Source organism: Actinomycetota bacterium (assembly GCA_030776625.1).
GTDB lineage: Bacteria > Actinomycetota > CADDZG01 > CADDZG01 > WHSQ01 > MB1-2.
The window spans coordinates 181449-199817 of sequence record JALYHL010000001.1; the positions used below are offsets into that span (position 1 = coordinate 181449).

The 18369-nt window shown below is 66.9% G+C and carries 22 protein-coding genes; 11 read left to right on the forward strand and 11 right to left on the reverse strand.

What is annotated here, in order from left to right; genetic code table 11:
* Positions 1-8: 8 nt before the first annotated feature.
* A complete protein-coding gene (locus tag M3N53_00955; protein ID MDP9066901.1) occupies positions 9-350 on the reverse strand; it encodes a hypothetical protein in 342 nt (113 codons plus the stop codon).
* 75 nt (positions 351-425) lie between these two features.
* Here M3N53_00955 and M3N53_00960 point away from each other — a divergent pair, with 75 nt between their 5' ends.
* Positions 426-1589, forward strand: a complete 1164-nt coding sequence (locus M3N53_00960; GenBank protein ID MDP9066902.1) for an amidohydrolase family protein — start codon at positions 426-428, stop codon at positions 1587-1589.
* Here the strand turns inward: M3N53_00960 and M3N53_00965 are convergent.
* Positions 1586-2056 carry a transcription elongation factor GreA gene (locus M3N53_00965; protein MDP9066903.1) on the reverse strand — a complete coding sequence of 157 codons (471 nt, stop codon included), beginning with the start codon at positions 2054-2056 and terminating at the stop codon, positions 1586-1588. The two genes, M3N53_00960 and M3N53_00965, sit on opposite strands and share 4 nt — an antisense overlap.
* A gap of 21 nt (positions 2057-2077) precedes the next feature.
* Between M3N53_00965 and M3N53_00970 the strand changes: the two genes are divergently transcribed.
* Positions 2078-2857 carry an SDR family oxidoreductase gene (locus tag M3N53_00970; protein MDP9066904.1) on the forward strand — a complete coding sequence of 260 codons (780 nt, stop codon included), beginning with the start codon at positions 2078-2080 and terminating at the stop codon, positions 2855-2857.
* Between the two features lie 16 nt (positions 2858-2873).
* On the forward strand, positions 2874-3290 hold the full coding sequence (locus M3N53_00975) for a hypothetical protein (GenBank protein MDP9066905.1): 417 nt from the start codon (positions 2874-2876) through the stop codon (positions 3288-3290).
* Here M3N53_00975 and M3N53_00980 read toward each other — a convergent pair.
* Positions 3208-3738: an FxsA family protein gene (locus M3N53_00980; protein ID MDP9066906.1), complete on the reverse strand. Its 531-nt coding sequence runs from the start codon at positions 3736-3738 to the stop codon at positions 3208-3210. The two genes, M3N53_00975 and M3N53_00980, sit on opposite strands and share 83 nt — an antisense overlap.
* Before the next feature lie 16 nt (positions 3739-3754).
* Between M3N53_00980 and M3N53_00985 the strand changes: the two genes are divergently transcribed.
* Positions 3755-4339 (forward strand): hypothetical protein, encoded by a 585-nt coding sequence (locus M3N53_00985; GenBank protein ID MDP9066907.1) that lies wholly within the window; start codon positions 3755-3757, stop codon positions 4337-4339.
* Here the strand turns inward: M3N53_00985 and M3N53_00990 are convergent.
* The 5 genes from M3N53_00990 to M3N53_01010 all read right to left on the reverse strand — a co-directional run bounded on the left by M3N53_00990 (position 4336) and on the right by M3N53_01010 (position 9373).
* Positions 4336-4869, reverse strand: a complete 534-nt coding sequence (locus M3N53_00990; protein MDP9066908.1) for a M48 family metallopeptidase — start codon at positions 4867-4869, stop codon at positions 4336-4338. The genes M3N53_00985 and M3N53_00990 overlap by 4 nt on opposite strands.
* 201 nt (positions 4870-5070) lie before the next feature.
* Entirely contained in the window at positions 5071-6654 is a 1584-nt protein-coding gene (locus M3N53_00995; protein MDP9066909.1) for a peptidoglycan DD-metalloendopeptidase family protein, read from the reverse strand.
* A gap of 62 nt (positions 6655-6716) precedes the next feature.
* Positions 6717-8132: an NCS2 family permease gene (locus M3N53_01000; GenBank protein ID MDP9066910.1), complete on the reverse strand. Its 1416-nt coding sequence runs from the start codon at positions 8130-8132 to the stop codon at positions 6717-6719.
* A 55-nt stretch (positions 8133-8187) separates the two neighbouring features.
* A complete protein-coding gene (locus M3N53_01005) occupies positions 8188-8775 on the reverse strand; it encodes a hypothetical protein (GenBank protein MDP9066911.1) in 588 nt (195 codons plus the stop codon).
* 82 nt (positions 8776-8857) lie between these two features.
* On the reverse strand, positions 8858-9373 hold the full coding sequence (locus M3N53_01010) for a hypothetical protein (GenBank protein MDP9066912.1): 516 nt from the start codon (positions 9371-9373) through the stop codon (positions 8858-8860).
* A 68-nt stretch (positions 9374-9441) separates the two neighbouring features.
* On the opposite strand from M3N53_01010, the gene M3N53_01015 reads away from it, so the two are divergent.
* Both M3N53_01015 and M3N53_01020 read left to right on the forward strand, forming a co-directional pair.
* On the forward strand, positions 9442-10515 hold the full coding sequence (locus M3N53_01015; protein ID MDP9066913.1) for an isocitrate/isopropylmalate dehydrogenase family protein: 1074 nt from the start codon (positions 9442-9444) through the stop codon (positions 10513-10515).
* Positions 10512-11309, forward strand: a complete 798-nt coding sequence (locus M3N53_01020) for a GNAT family N-acetyltransferase (protein ID MDP9066914.1) — start codon at positions 10512-10514, stop codon at positions 11307-11309. Before M3N53_01015 ends, M3N53_01020 begins: the two co-directional genes overlap by 4 nt.
* A 34-nt stretch (positions 11310-11343) precedes the next feature.
* Here the strand turns inward: M3N53_01020 and M3N53_01025 are convergent, their stop codons facing one another.
* On the reverse strand, positions 11344-12498 hold the full coding sequence (locus M3N53_01025) for an NAD-dependent epimerase/dehydratase family protein (protein MDP9066915.1): 1155 nt from the start codon (positions 12496-12498) through the stop codon (positions 11344-11346).
* A gap of 55 nt (positions 12499-12553) precedes the next feature.
* On the opposite strand from M3N53_01025, the gene M3N53_01030 reads away from it, so the two are divergent.
* The 3 genes from M3N53_01030 (at position 12554) to M3N53_01040 (ending at position 15906) form a co-directional block, all read left to right on the forward strand.
* Positions 12554-12703 carry a hypothetical protein gene (locus M3N53_01030; protein ID MDP9066916.1) on the forward strand — a complete coding sequence of 50 codons (150 nt, stop codon included), beginning with the start codon at positions 12554-12556 and terminating at the stop codon, positions 12701-12703.
* Positions 12704-12764: 61 nt separating this feature from the next.
* Positions 12765-14732 carry an acetate--CoA ligase gene (gene acs, locus M3N53_01035; GenBank protein ID MDP9066917.1) on the forward strand — a complete coding sequence of 656 codons (1968 nt, stop codon included), beginning with the start codon at positions 12765-12767 and terminating at the stop codon, positions 14730-14732.
* A 94-nt stretch (positions 14733-14826) separates the two neighbouring features.
* Positions 14827-15906 carry an aquaporin gene (locus tag M3N53_01040; GenBank protein ID MDP9066918.1) on the forward strand — a complete coding sequence of 360 codons (1080 nt, stop codon included), beginning with the start codon at positions 14827-14829 and terminating at the stop codon, positions 15904-15906.
* A 3-nt stretch (positions 15907-15909) separates the two neighbouring features.
* Here M3N53_01040 and M3N53_01045 read toward each other — a convergent pair whose 3' ends face one another.
* The gene (locus M3N53_01045) at positions 15910-16068 is read right to left on the reverse strand and encodes a hypothetical protein (GenBank protein ID MDP9066919.1); all 159 of its coding nucleotides are present in this window, start codon (positions 16066-16068) and stop codon (positions 15910-15912) included.
* A complete protein-coding gene (locus M3N53_01050) occupies positions 16065-16583 on the reverse strand; it encodes a type 1 glutamine amidotransferase (GenBank protein ID MDP9066920.1) in 519 nt (172 codons plus the stop codon). The genes M3N53_01045 and M3N53_01050 overlap by 4 nt, the downstream gene beginning before the upstream one ends.
* Positions 16584-16636: 53 nt before the next feature.
* Between M3N53_01050 and ligD the strand changes: the two genes are divergently transcribed.
* Together ligD and M3N53_01060 are read left to right on the forward strand one after the other, a co-directional pair.
* Complete coding sequence (gene ligD / locus M3N53_01055) at positions 16637-17632, forward strand: non-homologous end-joining DNA ligase (protein MDP9066921.1); 996 nt, start codon at positions 16637-16639, stop codon at positions 17630-17632.
* A gap of 36 nt (positions 17633-17668) precedes the next feature.
* The gene (locus M3N53_01060; GenBank protein ID MDP9066922.1) at positions 17669-18361 is read left to right on the forward strand and encodes a DUF72 domain-containing protein; all 693 of its coding nucleotides are present in this window, start codon (positions 17669-17671) and stop codon (positions 18359-18361) included.
* Positions 18362-18369: the final 8 nt, after the last annotated feature.

The following is an 18369-nucleotide window of genomic DNA, read 5'->3' on the forward strand; positions in this document are numbered from 1 at the left end:
GCGGTGGATCAGCGGCGGCGCGGCGGCCTGCGGGAGCGGCGGTGCTGACGCTGCTTCGGGTTCTTGCGCCGGCGCTGTGCGCTGGGATCCGATGCCGGCTTCGGGCGCGCCTCTTGGGCCGCCTGGACCGCCCTCACGACCTCCTGCGTCACATTCTCGTCTGTGACTCCGGCGCCGAGGAGCAACTGGAACAGGACCGCTCGCTCGAACTCCTCCAGCGAGTCCGCGATCTTGTGGCGCGGCCCCCGGGGCGAATCCCACTCCGCGATGATGCATTCGGAGTGAGGAACTCCCACCCTGAGGGGGGTCGTCCCGATCTTTCCTTCCCAGATGACGTCGCCCTGCTCCACGTTGTAGTTCCTCTTCTTCGAGTTCTCCGCGTCCCGGCCGCATCCTTAAATTACAGGAGCGGGCACCCTACCCCTGTGCGCCTCCGCCTCCTGTTAGTCCTGTCGCTGCTTGCGCTGACCGCGTGCTCGCCCTCGGGCGATGCCGGTACGGTGCCCGCGATGGGCTCCGAGGTGATAGCGATCGAGGGCGCGACCGCGCTCCTGGGTGCCGAGCTGACGCCGACGAAGAACGTCACGATCGTCGTCGAAGGCGGGACCATCACCCAGATCGGCAGCAACGGCCGGACAGACGTCCCGCCGGGCGCCCACCTTGTCGATGCGACCGGCGTCACGGTCCTCCCGGGATTCATCGACGCGCACGTGCACATCGGCTTCTACCCCCCCGAGCAGGTGCTGGGGAACGGCGTCACGACCGTCCGCGATCTGGCGTGGCCGCCGGAGCGGATCTTCCCGATGGTCGAAGCCTCGAGGCAGCCGGACTACAACGGCCCCAGCATCCACGCGGCGGGCCCGATGATCACCGTCCCCGGCGGCTATCCCCTCACCGCCGGGTGGGCGCCCGAGGGAACGGGTGTCGGAGTGACGACCGCGGACGAGGCGCGGCGGGCGGTCGACGACACGATCGAGCAGGGTGCGACAGTCGTGAAGGTCGCGCTGAACCCTCCGGCCGGACCGACGCTGCCGCGCGAACTGCTCGAAGCGGTTGTCGAGGCGGCTCACGCGCACGGGTCGAAGGTCACCGCGCACATATACGGGCTGGACGAGCTGCAGAAGGCGGTGGATGCCGGGGTCGACGAGCTTGCTCACATGCTGATGAGTCGCGAGAAGATCCCGGACCCCCTCCTATCGCGGATGGTGAACGAAGACGTGGCGATCGTCCCGACCTTGTCCGTCCGCTACGGCCGTGACAAGCGCATCGCCACGGACAACCTCCGGCGCTTCGTGGAGGCCGGCGGGCGCGTCGTCTACGGCACCGATCTGGGCAACGCCGGGCCGCGGCCTGGGATAGATCCAAGGGAGGTGAAGGCGATGGCGAAGGCGGGGATGACCCCCCTCGACATCATCCGCTCGGCAACGGTCGGCTCCGCGGCGTGGCTGGGCTTGGATGATGTCGGAGCGCTCGTCGTGGGGATGAACGCCGACATCGTGGGACTGCGCGGCGATCCGACCACAGACGTCGGTGCGCTGACGGATGTTGCCTTCGTCGTCCGCCGAACGACGGTGGTGGACTCCCGTTAAGGAGTTGTGACCTCGACGATCTCCAGTTGGAGGTCGCGGTCGTGGACGTTCGCCGTAACGGTCTGGCCGGCCCGGCCCCCCAGAAGCGCCTGTCCCAGAGGCGACTCCGGACTCAGCACATCGTGGTCACCGCCCTTCATCGCGCGCTGGGCCAACAGGTAGGTCTCGGGATCTTCTCCCTCGTGCCGGAAGGTAACGAGCTTGCCCGGCGCGACGATGCCGTCGTCGACGACCTCGACGATCCGGGCGTGCTCGAGCTGTTGCGTGAGCTTCTGGATGTTCGCCTCGTTCTTGCCCTGCTCCTCGCGCGCGGCGTGGTACTCCGCGTTCTCGCTGAGGTCTCCGTGCGCGCGGGCCGTGGCGATCTGCTCGATGATGCTCGGTCGGCGATCCTCGGACCGCTTCAGCTCCTCCGCGAGCTTGTCGTATTCGGCGCGCGTCATCTCGATCTTCTGCTCCTCTGGCATCCACCGATACTATTCGCCACCATGTCCGGACGACTGCGCGACCAGAGCTGCATCGTGACGGGCGCCGGCGCCGGCATCGGTCGTGCGGTGGCCCTTGCGTTCGCGGCAGAGGGCGCTCGGGTTGTCGTCAACGACCTCGATCACGACGCCGCGGACACGGTGGTGAAGGAGATAGACACCCAAGGCGGGGACGCGGTCGCGAGCTACGACGCGATCGGCAGCGTCGAAGCCGCCGAAGCTGTCGTAGACAAGGCTTTCAAATCGTTCGGGACGCTCGACGTTCTCGTCAACAACGCGGGCATCTTGCGCGACCGCATGCTCCACAACATGTCGGAACAGGAGTTCGACCAAGTGATCCACGTTCACCTGAAGGGGACGTGGGCCTGCGGGAGAGCGGCGGTCCAGAGATGGCGGCCGCTCGCGAAACAAGAGTCCGAGGCCGGCACGACCAAGCACAGGAAGATCATCAACGTGACGTCCGCATCGGGGCTGATCGGAGCGGCCGGACAGTCCAACTACGCGGCCGCCAAGATGGGCATCGTCGGCCTCACGAAGACGTGGGCTAAGGAGCTCGGGCGGCTGTCGATCAACGTCAACGCGATCGCGCCCGCCGCGCTCACGGCTATGACGGAGCCGCTGGTTCAGGATCCCGAGGCCGCGAAGCAGCGCTACGCCCGCTTCGCGCTGGGCCGCTACGGATCACCGGAAGAGATCGCACCCGGTTTCGTCTACCTCGCCTCGGCCGAGTCCAACTACGTCACCGGGCAGGTGCTGTGTATCGACGGCGGACTCGTCATCTAGCTCGGGAGGATTGAACATGGCGCGCGCATGGCCGTTCGAGGACGTGGAAGAGCACGGGCCGATCAGGACCCCGGGACAGTTCGTCGAGTACCGCGGCGCGGGCACGGAGGCGGTGATCATCCGCATCGGGCTTCACGACGCACAGCTCGTCCTGGTCGATGGGAAGGGCGCGTGGCAGCGGTGGGTCTACCACTCGGTGGAAGAAGCAACCGAGGTGGCCGAAAGGCTCCGTGTCCCCGTGCACGTCGGCGAATACCCCGAGGAGATGAGGGTGCGGATCAACGCGTACCGGAGGCCCGCCCGCGACTACGACAGAGCCGCCTATCCCGAGCAGGGAGCGGTCGGCCCGGTCATGTCCTATCCGGAGAACCGTCCTCGTCGGCTCGACGCTCTGCGGAGAGAGCGCTCGGAGCAGCATCAGGGCGACCAGTAGAAGAGGCCGCACGACTCCGTCTCGACCTCACCACCTTGCTCGCGTAGATCCCGCGCCCGACCGTGCCGGCGAGGCCGGCGCGACCGAGGAACCAGCTCCCCAGGAGAGCCCGGAAAGTTCCCTTCAGCACCGCCCGCGTCGGAGGAAGGATCATCGCCAAGCCGACGACGTCCGTGATGAAACCGGGCGTCAGCATGAGCGCGCCGCCAAAGAGGATCATCGCTCCGTCGGTCAATTCACGTGTGGGCATCTGTCCTGCGGCCATGGACGCGCGCAGCCGTCTCCAGGTCGCGGAACCCTCACGCTTTAGCAGCCACGCACCCACGATCGACATGAAGATCAGGAGCAGGATCGTGGGGGCGGTCCCGATCACCTCGCCGACCTGGATCAAGACATAGATCTCGACAAGCGGCACGAGCAGAAGAGCGAGGAAGAGCGGTGCCAGCATCTGGTATCCATACCCCGTGTTGTCTACGAGCACACTGAAGGAACTCTCCCTCAGCAGCGCGCTCGGCGCCGTTGACGAAGGCGCGGCCTTCGTCGATCTGCGGCCCGTCCGCAACTATCTAGACGTGCATATCCCCCGGTCGCTGTCGTTGCAGTACGAGAACGGGCCGGGCTTCCAATCGCGCGCGCGGGATTGCATCCCGCTCGACATCCCCCTCGTCCTCTTGCACGACGAGGCCGCCGACATGATCTGGGCGGCAGCGTGTTTGCGGGGCAGAGGCTTCGCAGTCCTGGGCACCGTGCAGGACGGCCTGAACGCGTGGGCGAACGTGCACGGCACCCCGGCGTCCACCGAGATCTATCGCGGGCCGCAGCCGCGCAGGGCGCGCGTGCTCGATGTGACAGATCCCGGAACGACCGGGGCCACCGACGCGACCACGATCCCGATCGAGCAGCTATGGGGCCGCGCGCCAGAGCTCAAAGACGAGCGCAGAGTGGTGGTGGCGTTCGGATACGGGGTGCGCGCTGCGCTCGCGGTGGGGATCCTCGAGCGCACGGGGATCGACGACGTGATCGCGTGGGACACCAGGGGGACCTTCTAGCCTTCGTCCATGCCTTTCGCTATCAGGAAGCCCCGGGCGCGCTCGGTCAGCGGGTAACGGTTCACCAGGTCCCAGAACCGATCCGAGTGGTCCGCGACGACGAGATGGGCAAGCTCGTGCACGATCACGTAGTCGCACACCCAACGTGGGTAGGAAGCGAGCTCGACCGACAGCCGGATGGTCCCGTCGTCCGGACAGCAAGACCCCCAGCGCGACCTCTGGTTCGAAACCCACTCGACGGAGCGCGGCCTAACGCCGCCGAGGTAGCGGTCGGCTAGGTGCGCGGCCCGCTCCTCGAGATCGTCCGCGGAGTTGAGGCGGTCACGCCGCTTGCGCTCCGACATCCGGGCCGTCATCCGCTCCACCCACCGCTGCTCTTCTGCGCGGGAGAGGCGGTCTGGGACCGAGACGATCAAGGCGTCGCCGACGATCTGCGCCGAGATCGTCTTGCGCCGCCGGGAGCTGCGGCGGACCTCCACCCGGTGGAACTCGCATTCAGCGCCGGGGGCGTCCAGCGGCAGTCGGTTCATGACCATGGGGTGAATCCTATGGGTGCCCCCCGCCGACCCACGGCTTTGTCCCTCAGAGACAACCCGAAGGACATAGTTCTGCATCCCTAGAGGCTGCCAAAGGGGCACCGAAGGCGGCATTATCTACATCAAGCACAAGAGAACACCACTGAGCCCCCTCCGCGATCCGCCCATCCCCCCCGCGGAGGGGGCTCTTCCACGTCATCGTTCGGATGCCTCCACAGCGCCGGTGTGGAGGAGCTCGCCGACGGCTCTTCCCGCGACGTGCCCCCACCCTCCCGCGCCCGGCCGCGGCGCGAGCTGGCCCACCTTCAACACCCGACCCAGAGTCAGCTGCTCGAGCGCAGCGAGACCCCGATAAGACTGTTGCTCCGCCATGCCGATGGCGCGGCCCAGGCGCGGCCCCCATAGATCCCAACCCCCCTCGCAGGACGCCGGTGCATCGCGCAAAAAGGCGAACGCCAGCGCCTGGGCGGTATCGGAGGAGACGATCGCGCTGTGTCCCTGCAAGCCCTCGGGAGCCACTACACGATTCTCCGCCTCCTCCCAGTGCGCCCGGTCGGCGGTCACGATCAAGTCGTTCGGTATGGCAAGGGCGAGCGCGCGGGTCCCGTAGACGACGCTTTCGCGCGCCAGCTCGTGAAGGAACGGAGATCCCGGCTCCAGCTGACGCACGGCCTCCGAGCGCGGATCGGGAAGCGGCGCGCCGGTACGTGCGATGGCTGATGCCGCGTCGAGAAGCAGGCCGCCCGTCAGCGTCTCCTCTTCCAGGCGGTCGGGCAACGATGCGATCGACGCGCCGCCGTGCGGCGACGCAAAAGTGACCAGGTGCTCGACCCGCGGCAAGTCCTGTCTTTGCTCCTTGGCTGCCGTCGTCAGGAAGCGGCGCGCGACGAGGCCGCCCATCGAGTGAGCGAGCAGGTCGACCTCGGCGCCGGGGTGCCGCTTGGCTACGCGCACGAGCAGCTCGCGCAGTCGCTCTGCGGCGACCGCGATGTCCCCGTAGGTATCTGTCCGCGCGTAGGGCGAATGAAGGTCATGCGCGTCGGATCCGGCGTAAGAGAAGCGGTAGACGCGCCGGTACCCAAGCTCTTCCGGCCCGTGCTGGTACATGTCGGCGTGGATCCCGTCGTCGGTGCTGCTGGAGATACCGGCGAGCGCGACCGCGACGTTGTCGTTCGGCGGGATGGCGGGCTCGCCCGCGAGCGGCGCGATCTCCCTGCACCCCACCGCGTGGGTGCCTGCATGCCTCCACGCCGCGGGAACGCCGTCCGACATCAACGCGTCGGGCTCCCACACCAGAGGCGCGAGGTGAAGCGCAGCCGTCACGTCCGCCTGGACCAATAGGAGCTCGGGATCGACGTAGCTCCCCTCGAGCTTCACGCCGAGATGGAGCCCGGGCTCACCGCCGGGGTGCGCGCTGCCGCTGCGGCCGATCCAGGTCCCCTCCGAGACCTCCTGTCCTGCGTACACCGATATCTCTGTCAGCGCGGAGTAGGTCGTCTCGTAGCCGCCGGGATGCGCGATCGTGACCGCGAGACGACCCGCGACCGCGCCGGCGAAAGTCACGGTTCCCCGGCCGGCGGCCCGCACGCGCGTCCCCGCCGGAACGTCGTAGTCGATCCCGCGGTGCCCGGGAGCCCACCGGTTCTCGGGCTCGTCGAAACGCACCGTCACCGCCGCGTCCACCGGCGGCGACAGGGGAACGGCAGCGGCTGCCGGACGGATCGGCACGAGCACCGCCAGGAGCACGAACGCGGCGAACGGACGCTCCCTGTTGTTCATCGGCCCGAGGATGCCGCCTCGACGCCCGTGCGGCTGTGGCCGAAGCCACAGATGCAGCCGAACTACGTCAGATAGAGCCTGAGATAGAAGATCGTGAAGTAGACGACGAACGCAGCCGCCGCCACGTACATCATCGGACGAACCTCAGCAGGTCTCCCGCGGGACAGCTTGATGAAGACGTATGCGATGAAGCCCGCACCGATCCCATTCGTGATCGAGTAGGTGAAAGGCATCAAGACGATCGTCAGGAAAGCGGGGATAGCGAGCTCCAGGTCATCCCACGGGATCTCGCGCACGTGCGTGATCATCAAGAAACCAACCAGGACGAGGGCCGGAGCCGCGGCCTCCAGCGGGATGATCGCCGCCAGGGGCGAGAACAGGATCGATAGCAAGAAGAGCAGGCCGACGACCACAGCGGTGAGCCCTGTGCGGCCGCCCTCGGCGATCCCCGAAGCGCTCTCGATGTAGGTGGTGTTCGAAGAGGCGGAGAACGCGCCACCGATGGCCGCGGCAGCGGAGTCCACCATCAGGACGCGGTCGATGTCCGGCAGCCGGCCCTCCTTGTCCAAGAGCTCGGCTTCCCGGCCGAGTCCGACCGCGGTGCCCATCGTGTCGAAGAAGTCGGACAGCATCAGGGTGAAGACGGCGAGGATCGCCGCGAGCGCCCCCATCTGCGCGAAGAAGCCGAAGGAGAAGTCGCCTAGAAGGGCAAAGTTCTCGCCGGTCGGCATGTCCACGGGCGACGCGAGGTTCGCCTTCCCGGCGAAGCCCTGCCCTTCCAGGAACACCTCGTTGACCAGCACCGCCAGCGCGGTCGAAGCGAGGATCCCGATCAACAACGAGCCGCGCACGCGCCTCGTGTACAGAAAGACGATCAAGAGAAGCCCGACAACGAAGATGAGGACGGGCCACCCGCGCAGCTCGCCGCCCGTCCCCAGCTGCAGCGGCGGGACCGGAAGCGTGGTCGCGGTCACGAAGCCGGCGTCGACCAGCCCGATGATCGTGATGAAGAGGCCGATCCCGACGGCGATCGCCTGCTTGAGCGGCATGGGCACCGCATCCATGACGGCCTGCCTGAACTTCGTGAGAACCAGGACCAAGATGATCAGCCCCTCGACGACGACCACCCCCATCGCCTCCGGCCAGGTGAGCTGGTTCCCGCCGACCAGTTGGAACGCGACCACTGCGTTCAACCCGAGTCCGGCGGCGATGGCGAACGGATAGTTCGCGAACACGCCCATGGCAAGGGTGGTGATACCGGCTGCCAGAGCCGTCACGGTGAGAACCGCCTCCGGCGGCAGCGTGTAGCCCGTCCGGTCGGGGATCGACAGGATCAGAGGGTTCAAGAACAGGATGTATGCCATCGTCATGAAGGTGGTGACGCCGCCGATCACCTCCCTGCGGACCGACGACCCGCGTTCGGTGATCCTGAAGTAGCCGTCGAGCCCGTTCCCCCGCGTGGAGACAGCCTTCGACACTTGTTCCCCCCTTATCTCTCGTCGACGCCGATCTGCAGCCGGTAGATATATCGCGTCACGCCATCGCGGCGGCGGTCAGCGCTCCCACGACCGTGAATTGCAGCAGCGCGGCCGCATCCAAGAACCTGAAGATGCGACGCCTCGGCGCGAGGAAGTCGATCGAGAGAACCCCCTGGGAGCCCCGTTGAGCCAGCACCACGAACAGCGCGCGGGCGCCGCCGAAAGAAGCCCCTACCGCCGCCCCCGCCAGCGCGTGGGCGCTCAGGACCGCGGCCGCCATCGCCACGGCGTACGAGCCGAAGTAGATGCGCGTGCTCCAGCCGAGACCCAGGTCGAAGCCGTTGAGGAAGGCGGCCATCGGACGCGGCAAGACATGACCCCACGAGCGCGGCGTCTGCCGCTCGAGGCCGAGCTTGCGCCCCTCGTGGATCCAGTCGACCACGATCAGCACCGCGGCGATCGAAGCGAGAGCCGCGAACGCCCATGCGAGCGCCCGCCGATCCAGCCCGATGACGGCCCCCACCGCGCCGAGGACGAACCCCGTCATCGCGCCGCCGAGCGTCCCGCCCGCGACATGCGCGAGCTCGACACGTCGCGCCTTTCTTTGGTCTGAACGCACCATCGGACCGATGGTGTCGACCATCGAGAACCCTCAGGGGGACCAGTTCGAGGCGATCCCGGCGGCGGCTGCGAGCAGCGCCGCGGAGACGATCCAGACGTCCACCTCAGGAGGCCCCCGCGCTCGTAGAGATCAAGCCGAGTGCCTGGTCGAGGAGCACGATCACGGCGCCGCCGCCCAGCCCGGTCAGCGCAGCAGGCAGCCAGGCGGAGGCCGAGCCGGCCGCGCCCGAGAACGGTGTCGCCAAAGCAAGCCCGACCAGAACGATGTTGCGCACCACCGACACCCACGACACCCTCTCGCGGGCCGCTCCTCCGAAGCAACCACAATCGGCCTCCACGCCGCGCAACACCGATCGGAGCAAGAGCAGCGTGAAGGCCGCGAACATCGCGGCCATCGCGATCCCGACGAACGGCTGCAGCGGAGCGATCCACTGGAGCGCCGCGAACATCAGCTCCAGCGTCGGCACCAGCGTTATCAGCAGTGACACGAGCGCGGGCGGGATGACGCGATAGCTCTCCAGCGCCGCCCGGAAACGCTGAGGCCGGCGAAGCTTCGCCCAGGCCGCGCTGACGAGCACCACGGTCAACAGCGTCGAAGCGAACACCGACAGGTTCGTCATCGCCTCATCATGCAAGACGAGGCCCGACTCCAGGGCCGGCCTTTTGTCCGGGCCTTTAGTCTCGGGACATGGCGAAAGTGACGTTGATCCCAGGAGACGGGATCGGTCCCGAGGTCTCCGATGCGACGCGGAAGGTCGTGGACGCGCTCGACGCTGGGATCGAGTGGGAGGTGCACGAGGCTGGCGCCCCCGCGATCGAGTCGCACGGGACGCCTCTTCCGGACCATGTGATCGAGTCGATCAAGCGGAACAAGGTCGCGATCAAAGGCCCGGTGACGACCCCGGTGGGCACCGGGTTCCGCTCGATTAACGTTGCACTCCGTCAAGAGCTCGATCTATACGCCTCGGTGAGACCGTGCCGGCTATACGCGGGTGTGCCGTCGCGTTTCGAAGCCGTCGACATCGTCGTGGTGCGGGAGAACACGGAAGACCTATACGAAGGTATCGAGTTCGAAAACGGCTCGAAAGAGCTGACGAAGCTGCGGGGATACCTCAGCTACGTGCACGGGTTCCCGATCGCGCGCGACGCAGGGGTGTCGGTAAAGCCGATCTCGATCACAGCCACGCGAAACATCGTGTGCTTCGCCTTTGATTACGCAAAGGAGCATCGCAGGCGGAAGGTGACGCTGGGGCACAAAGCGAACATCATGCAGTTCTCGGACGGACTGTGGCTGGAAACGGCGGAGCAGCTGGCGACGGAGAACCGCGACGTCGGGTTCGAGGCGATCCAGGTGGACGAGCTTGCGATGTGGCTCGCGTGGCACCCGCAAGAGCTGGACGTGATCGTGCTCTCGAACCTCTACGGCGACATCATCTCCGACCTCTGCGCCGGCCTCGTCGGCGGCCTGGGCGTGGCTCCGGGAATGAACCTGGGGCACGAGTACGCCGTCTTCGAGCCGACGCACGGCTCCGCGCCCGACATCGCGGGCCAGCAGATGGCGAACCCGGTAGCGATGACGCTGTCGGCGGTGCTGATGCTTCGTCATCTGGGTCAGGCGGACGACGCCGACCGTCTGGAGCGTGCGGTGGCGCGGGTGCTGGCGGAGGGCAAGCACCGGACCGCCGATCTGCGCCCCGTGGGTCCTCCCGCGAAGACCGACGAGGTGGCAGAGGCGATAGTCGCTCAGATCCACGCGGGGTGATCGTGCGGCGGGACCCGGCTCCAGGTCTCGCTCGCGCGCAGGCGTTCGAAGACGCGTTGCACGAGGGCCTGGCGTCGCGCAAAGAGGAGTTCCGTTGGGGCACGGCGCTGTTCTGCCCCGAGGTGTCCTCGATCTACGACGTCAACTTCCTTCGGGTGGATCGCCCGGACGACGACCTGACGGTGGAGGCGCTGGTCGATGAAGCCGACCGCGTCATGGCCCCGCATGCGTTCAAGCACCGCAAGCTCGTGGTGCCGGACGCCGAGGTCGGGACGAAGCTGGCAGACGACCTGCGCTCGCGCGGGTGGCGGGTCGACCGGCTCCTCTACATGACCCACGAGCGCGAACCGCAACGAGTGGCACGAGCCGACGTGGACGAGGTGGTGCAGGGCGTGTATGTCGCCGCCCGGGACGAGTTCAACCGCCGCGAGCCCTACTTCGGCAACGACGAGACCGTGTTGCGCGACATGAGAAAGGTCGCCCGGATGACATACGCCGCCACGGACAAGAGACCGTTCGCGGCCTACGTCGGCGACACGATCGCCTCGATGTGCGAGCTGTATTCAGACGGCCTCACCGCGCAGATCGAAGACGTGGCAACGCTGGAGGAACACCGCGGAAAGGGTCTAGCAACGGCGGTTGTTTTGCGGGCCCTGCACGAGGCGCAGGCGTGGGGCCACGAGACGATCTTCCTCGTCGCCGACGACGAAGACTGGCCGAAGCACCTCTACGAGAAGCTCGGCTTCCACGGCGTCGGGATCAGCTACCACTTCCTCCTTAAGCCGGAGCAGTAGCCGCTGCTGGACTCCCACCCCGTGTGCGGTGCGGCTACCGCGGGTCCCAACGGGTCTTGGGAGCGATCGGCCCCAGGAGGATCCGGTCTTTGTAGCGCTGGATCGTCTCGATCAAGTGCGCGACGACATCGTCGCTCAGGAGGTGAGGCCGTAGCCCCAGCTCCAACAGCTTGGTGTGAGCCGCGTTGTAGTAGTGCTCCTCGGCCTCGACACGAGGGTCGGGGACCTTCTCGACCGTCACGTTGATGCCGAGGTCGCAGCCGACCCTCTGTACGCGCTCCGCTAGATCGCGCACCGACCACTGCTCGGTGAACTGGTTGAAGACGCGGTATTCGGCCGCCTCCGCAGGGTTCTCGACCGCCAGGCGGACACATTGGATCGTGTCGATGATGTTCAAGAAGCCCCGCGTCTGACCGCCGCGCCCGTAAACGCTCAGCGGATAACCGACGACGGCCTGCACACAGAAGCGGTTGAGGGCGGTCCCGAGGACCTCGTCGTAGTCGAAGCGGGTGCAGAGTCGCTCGTCAAGATCCGTCTCCTCGGTGCGGATGCCGTAGACGACGCCTTGGTTGAGGTCGGTCGAGCGGAGGCCCCACACGCGACAGCCGAAGTGGATGTTGTGCGAGTCGTGCACCTTCGACAGGTGGTACATCGAGCCCGGCAGCTTCGGGAAGGGCAGCGTGTCGCTTCGGCCCTTGTGCTCGATCTCGATGAACCCTTCCTCGATGTCGATGTCGGGCGTGCCGTACTCCCCCATCGTGCCGAGCTTCACCAGGTGGGCGTCCGGCGCCAGGTCCCGCATCGCGAAGAGGACGTTCAAGGTCCCTTCCACGTTGTTGCGCTGGGTCGCCACGGCGTGCTTGCGGTCGATCATCGAATAGGGCGCGCTCGGCTGCTCGCCGTAGTGCACGATCGAGTCCGGCCGGACCTCGCGCATCACGAAATCGACGAAGGAGGGATCGGCGAGGTCACCGATGAAGGATGCGATCGACCTGCCGGATACCTCGCGCCAAGCGGTCAGCCGCTCCTGCAGCGACTGGATCGGAGTCAGGGAATCCGCGCCTAACTCCGTCGCCATTCCGCGGCGAAGGAAGTTATCGACGACCGCGACCTCGTGCCCGAGCGAGGAGAGGTGCATCGCGGTCGGCCACCCGAGGTAGCCGTCACCGCCGAGGATGAGGATCTTCACGGCCACGACGATAACGTCCGGCCCCGGCCGCGCTGGGGCATGTCACGATCGCGCGATGCCAGACGAGCCAACGGAGTGGAGCGACGAGGACGAGCTGGATACGCGCAAGCCACTGTTTCTGCGGCTCGTCGCCGCGGTCGTGATCGTCGGCCTGGTGATCTTCATCGCAGACCTCTTCTTCAGCTTGGTCCTCGACTGGATCTGACGGCCCCCCATTGGTTACCGCCCAGCGGGAGCGAGCCACGGTGAACCATTACTCTGTCGGCGTGGATCGAGAAGTCGAACGCACGCTGGAGGCTCTTCTCGACGAGCGCCGTACCTTCGTCCCTCCCCCGTCCTTCACCGAACAGGCGCTTCTGAAGGACGCCGCCGTCTACGCGGAGGCAGAACGCGACCCGGACAGCTGGTGGGCCACCCAGGCGGAAGCGCTGGACTGGTCCACGCCGTGGGACCAAGTGCTCGAGTGGAAGCCGCCGCATCACCGGTGGTTCCTGGGCGGCCGACTGAACGCTGCACACAACTGCCTCGACCGTCACCTCGCAACGAACGCCGACCGCGTCGCGTACCACTGGATCGGCGAGTCCGGAGAGAAACGCTCGATCACCTACCGCGAGCTGCACGAAGAGGTGTGTCGCCTCGCGAACGTGCTGAAAGACCTCGGCGTCCGAAAAGGAGACCGCGTCGCGATCTACCTGCCGATGATCCCCGAGCTTCCCGCCGCGATGCTCGCCTGCGCCCGCGTAGGCGCGGCGCACTCCGTGGTGTTCGGAGGCTTCTCGGCGGAATCCCTACGGGACCGGATCAACGACGCCGAGGCAAAGGTGCTGATCACGGCCGACGGCGGGTACCGCCGCGGCGAGATCGTCCCACTGAAGGTGAACGCCGACGAAGCTCTCGCCTCGACGCCATCGATCGAGAAGGTGATAGTCGTGCAGCGGACGCGCGAAGACGTTTCGATGCACGAGGGGCGTGACCTTGTCTACTCGGAACTGGTAGCTGAAACCTCGCCGGAGTGTCCGGCAGAGCCGCTCGACGCCGAGCACATGCTCTACATCCTCTACACGTCGGGGACGACCGGGAAACCCAAGGGCATCGTCCACACCACCGGCGGCTACCTCACCGGCGTCTCCTCGACCCACCGCTACATCTTCGACGTAAAGCCGGAAACGGACGTGTACTGGTGCGCGGCGGACATCGGATGGGTGACCGGACACTCGTACATCGTCTACGGCCCCCTCGCGAACGGAACCACGTCGATCCTCTACGAAGGTGCCCCCGACTTCCCCGACAAGGACAGGTGGTGGTCGATCGTCGAGGAGTACGGGGTGACGATCCTCTACACAGCACCGACCGCGATCCGGACTTTCATGAAGTGGGGGCCGGACTACCCCCGCAAACACGACCTGTCGTCGCTGCGGCTGCTGGGGTCGGTAGGCGAGCCGATCAACCCCGAGGCATGGATCTGGTACCAGGAGTTCATCGGGGGTGGCCTTACGCCCATCGTCGACACCTGGTGGCAGACCGAGACGGGCGCGATCGCGATCTCTCCGCTTCCCGGGGTCACCACGCTGAAGCCGGGCTCCGCGACGAGGCCGTACCCGGGCGTCCAGGCCGACGTGGTCGACGAGAGCGGAGAACCGGTCGGCCCCGGGGGCGGCGGTTATCTCGTGTTGAGGCGGCCGCTCCCCTCGATGTTCCGCACCATTTACGGCGACGATCAGCGCTACCGCGATACCTACTTCTCCAAGTTCGGAGAGGAGGTGTACTTCCCCGGAGACGGCGCGAAGCTCGACGAAGACGGCTACTTCTGGCTGCTCGGGCGCGTCGATGACGTCATGAACGTCGCGGGGCACCGGATCTCGACCTACGAGGTCGAGTCCGCGCTGGTCGATCATCCCGCCGTTGCCGAGGCGGCGGTCGTGGGACGGCGCCACCCGCAGGAGGGCGAGGCGATCGCCGCCTTCGTCACGCCGAAGGCGGGCCGCGAGGGCGACGAGGCGTTCGCGCGGGAGCTGCGTGAGCACGTCGCGAAGGTCATCGGCAAGATCGCACGCCCCCACTCGATCGTGTTCACCGACGATCTCCCGAAGACGCGGTCCGGAAAGATCATGCGCCGGCTACTGCGCGACGTAGCCGAGGGCCGCGAGCTCGGAGACGTGACGACGTTGCAGAACGCGCCGATCCTCGACGAGATCCGCAGCAAAGCGGACTCCCTCGGGTCCGGCGAGGGCTAACCCTTAGCCTCCTCGCGCCCGCTTTGTAGGGTGAGCCCCGGCGGGAACGACAGGACACTCGAGACGTAGGGCCGGAGGCCCGGAAGGAGGCTCGATGGCGGTCGCAGGCGACGCGCTGCACGATCATCGGCACCACGAACTGGACGAACATCACGAACAAGGACAGGCACCGCTGGGAAGGCGGCTACTGGCGGAGTTCGTCGGGACGCTTCTGTTCGTCGCGGTGGGAACCGGGGCCGCAACGGTCCTGGCGCTCGGTCCCCTGCGAGAGTTCCTCGCGGTGGAGGAATCAGCCGGTGGGGCCGGCTCTCTCGGCCCGCAATCGCAGCTGATCCAGTCGCTGACGGCGTCGACCTTCGGCGACCTGCTCGGGGTCGCCTTCGCCTTCGCCTTCGCGCTCACCTTCCTGGTCTACGCGTTGGGCGGCGTATCCGGAGCGCACTTCAACCCGGCCGTGACCTTCGCCCTCGCGGTCGCGCGCCGCTTCAGGTGGACCGAGCTGCCGCTCTACTGGATCGCGCAGGTGCTCGGCGGCATAGCCGGTGCCTTCGTGGTCGCCGGCATCTATGGGCAGGACGGCGCCGCTCTCGGCGCGACCGACATCCTGTTCGGCGCAACGACCGTGTCGAACGACGTAACGCAGTGGCAGGCGCTGCTGTCCGAGGCCTTCATCGCCTTCATCCTGATGACCGCGATCATGGCGGTCGCCGTGGACCACCGCGCGCCGAAGGGCTGGTCCGGGTTGGTGATCGGGCTCGGCCTGGCGAGCGGCATCATGGTGACGGGAGCCGCGACCGGGGGCTCGGCGAACTTCGCCCGCAGCCTCGGCCCGTTCGTCGCCTCGCTCGTGTACGAGGTCAACAGGATCCCGTGGAGCGACCTGATCGTGTACTCGGCGGGGCCCTTGATCGGGGCCGCGGCGGCCGCATTGGTGTACGAATCGGTAACCGGCCTCGAGCGGTCGGCACCTGCGCCCGAGCCGGGGGCCGCGACCCACGACGAGGACCTGCACGATCATGCCGACACCGGCGCGGCTTCTGGGGTCGGCAGCACCGGTGCAGGGACGGCGGCGGGCGGCGTGGGGGGCACCACGGCGACGCAAAGCTCTGTCACGCCCGGTCTTGCACCTACGGGCGACGACCCGGCCCCCCCGACGGGAGGCCCGAAGATCTAACCCTTAGGCGTCTTGCTCGGGGACTCCCTCGGATACCTCGTCGGAGTCCTCGAGCTCGGCGACGCCGCCTCCCAACGGGTCGCCCTCTCCTCCGTGCAGCGGCTCCGCCCCCTCGCCCGGAAGCAGGTCCTCCCTGCCCTCTTCCCTCTCCTGCTCGGTCATCGTGACTGCTGTTCCATCTGGACCAGGAGAGCCTTGCTGAACGCCTCCAGATCGTCGGGCTTGCGTGACGTGATGATGTTGCCGTCCTCCACAACCTCTTGATCCACCCACCGAGCGCCGGCGTTGATGAGGTCGGTCTTGATCGAGGGCCATGAGGTCACGGTGCGGCCTCTGACGACATCGGCTTCCGCCAGCATCCAGCCGCCGTGGCATACCGCGGCGACCGGCTTCTCGTCTCCCGCGATGCCCCGGGTGAGCTCCACCATCTTCTCGTTGATGCGGATCTTGTCGGGCGAGTAGCCGCCGGGGATCACCAGCGCGTCGAAGTCCTCGTGCGAGACCTCGTCGACCGCCTTCTCGATCGTCACCCTCTCGTCGCCCTTCTTGCCCGACACGACCTTCCCGGCTTCCAGGCCGACGACGACCGGCTCGTGCCCCGCCTCTTTCACCCGCTCGTACGGGACCCGGAACTCGGAATCTTCGAACATCTCGTCCATGACGAAAGCGACCTTCATCGAAGTGTTACCTCCCGCGCTAGACACACCTCGGCCTGTGATTACCTACCCGCATGCCCTCAGGGACAACCGTTCAGTTCCCGGTCGAGCTGCCGACGGTCAAGCGCGGGGATCACTGGATCGCCCGCGCCGGGGACAAGGAGCTGAAGCTCACGAACCTGAACAAGGTCTTCTGGCCCGAGAACGGCTACACGAAGGGCGACCTGCTCACCTACTACTTCAACATCTCCCCCACCATGCTTCCGCACATCAAGGCGCGGCCTCTGACCTTGAAGCGGATGCCGGACGGCGTCGTCGGCGCGTACTTCTACGAGAAGAACGCGCCGAGCTACCGGCCGAAGTGGATGACGACCATCCCCGTCTACTCGGAGGGCGAGAACAAGATCATCAACTTCCTGTCGGCATGCGACGTCGCCGAGATGCTGTGGGTGGTGAACCTGGGCTGCATCGAGTTCCACCCACTGCACTCGCGGGGGCCCGAGCAGAAGCGGCCGGACTACGCGTTCTTCGACCTCGACCCGTTCCAGCCCGCGGGATACGACGAGGTGAAACACGTGGCGGCGCTGGTGAAGCTTCTCCTCGACAAGCTGGGTCTGCGCTCATACCCGAAGACGTCGGGAGCGACCGGCATGCAGATCATGGTGCCCCTCGACGGCACCCACAACTACGACGAGGTGCGCGGCTTCGTGGGCACCATCAGCGACATGATCCACGCGGCCGATCCCGACACGACGACCCTGGAGTGGGAGGTTCGCAAGCGCACGGGCAAGGTCTTCCTCGACGTGAACATGAACCGCGAGGGCGCCAACATCGCCGCCGCCTACTCGGTTCGGCCGGAATGGGGCGCCACGTGCTCGGCCCCCTTCCGGTGGGACGAGTTAGCCGATATCCAGCCCTCGCTCTTCACGATCGAAACGATGTTCGACCGTGTCGCCGACGTCGGAGACCCTTTCCTAGAGGTGGCGGAGGGGCCGGGCCAGTCGCTGACGGATGCCATCGCCGAGATCGGGGCGACGCCCCGAAAGGCACGAGAGATAAAGACCCGCTAGGCCTCCGACGCGCACAGACGCGGCTAGCTTTGGCCTATGGGGTTGTTCGTCGGGACGTCTGGCTGGGCTTATCCCGAGTGGAAGCCGCAGTTCTATCCGCAGGACCTTCCCCAGAAGCGGTTCCTGGAGCACTACGCAACCAAGCTCACCGCGTGCGAGATCAACGCGACGTATCACCGGCGCCAGGAGGAGTCCACGCTCACGAAGTGGGCAGAGGCGGTGCCCGACGGATTCCGCTTCGCAGTGAAAGGGCACCGCGCCATCTCGCCGCGGATGCAGGACGGAACGCTCCTAGACGAATTCACCGCATCGATGCGGACGCTCGGCCCCCATCTCTCCGCCCTCTTCTTCCAGTTCCCGTTGAAGCGCGACGGCAACGAAGAGAGCTTCGAGAGGTTCCTGGAGAAGCTCGGCGGTGCGCCGCCCGCGGCCTTCGACCTCAAGCACCCGTCCTGGCATACGCCCGATATCGAAAACAAGGTGGCGGATGCCGGCGGAACCCTGTGTCTCTCGGACCGCGAGGGCAAGGCGCCCGACGCGCTGCCTGCCGGCCCCATCGCCTACGCCCGTCTGCGAGGAGGCACCTACGCGGCCACCGAGCGCGCGAAGTGGAAGTCGTTGCTGGACGAGGAAGCGGCGCGCCGCGACGTGTACGTGTTCGTGAAGCACGACGAGGGTCCCGGGGACGAGTACACCGGCGTCGGCCTCGCCCAGTGGCTGCTGCATTAACCTCCGGG

Excerpts from the sequence above, each read along its gene's own strand:
- M3N53_01015 (MDP9066913.1), top strand. The coding sequence starts at position 9,442 with ATGGCGAAAGTGACGTTGATCCCAGGAGACGGGATCGGTCCCGAGGTC.
- M3N53_00975 (MDP9066905.1), top strand. The coding sequence starts at position 2,874 with ATGGCGCGCGCATGGCCGTTCGAGGACGTGGAAGAGCACGGGCCGATC.
- M3N53_01040 (MDP9066918.1), top strand. The coding sequence starts at position 14,827 with ATGGCGGTCGCAGGCGACGCGCTGCACGATCATCGGCACCACGAACTG.
- M3N53_01050 (MDP9066920.1), bottom strand. The coding sequence starts at position 16,583 with ATGAAGGTCGCTTTCGTCATGGACGAGATGTTCGAAGATTCCGAGTTC.
- ligD (MDP9066921.1), top strand. The coding sequence starts at position 16,637 with ATGCCCTCAGGGACAACCGTTCAGTTCCCGGTCGAGCTGCCGACGGTC.
- M3N53_00990 (MDP9066908.1), bottom strand. The coding sequence starts at position 4,869 with ATGAACCGACTGCCGCTGGACGCCCCCGGCGCTGAATGCGAGTTCCAC.
- M3N53_00970 (MDP9066904.1), top strand. The coding sequence starts at position 2,078 with ATGTCCGGACGACTGCGCGACCAGAGCTGCATCGTGACGGGCGCCGGC.
- M3N53_01045 (MDP9066919.1), bottom strand. The coding sequence starts at position 16,068 with ATGACCGAGCAGGAGAGGGAAGAGGGCAGGGAGGACCTGCTTCCGGGC.
- M3N53_00995 (MDP9066909.1), bottom strand. The coding sequence starts at position 6,654 with ATGAACAACAGGGAGCGTCCGTTCGCCGCGTTCGTGCTCCTGGCGGTG.
- M3N53_01010 (MDP9066912.1), bottom strand. The coding sequence starts at position 9,373 with ATGACGAACCTGTCGGTGTTCGCTTCGACGCTGTTGACCGTGGTGCTC.
- M3N53_01060 (MDP9066922.1), top strand. The coding sequence starts at position 17,669 with ATGGGGTTGTTCGTCGGGACGTCTGGCTGGGCTTATCCCGAGTGGAAG.
- M3N53_00980 (MDP9066906.1), bottom strand. The coding sequence starts at position 3,738 with ATGCTGGCACCGCTCTTCCTCGCTCTTCTGCTCGTGCCGCTTGTCGAG.
- M3N53_00965 (MDP9066903.1), bottom strand. The coding sequence starts at position 2,056 with ATGCCAGAGGAGCAGAAGATCGAGATGACGCGCGCCGAATACGACAAG.
- M3N53_01005 (MDP9066911.1), bottom strand. The coding sequence starts at position 8,775 with ATGGTCGACACCATCGGTCCGATGGTGCGTTCAGACCAAAGAAAGGCG.
- M3N53_01030 (MDP9066916.1), top strand. The coding sequence starts at position 12,554 with ATGCCAGACGAGCCAACGGAGTGGAGCGACGAGGACGAGCTGGATACG.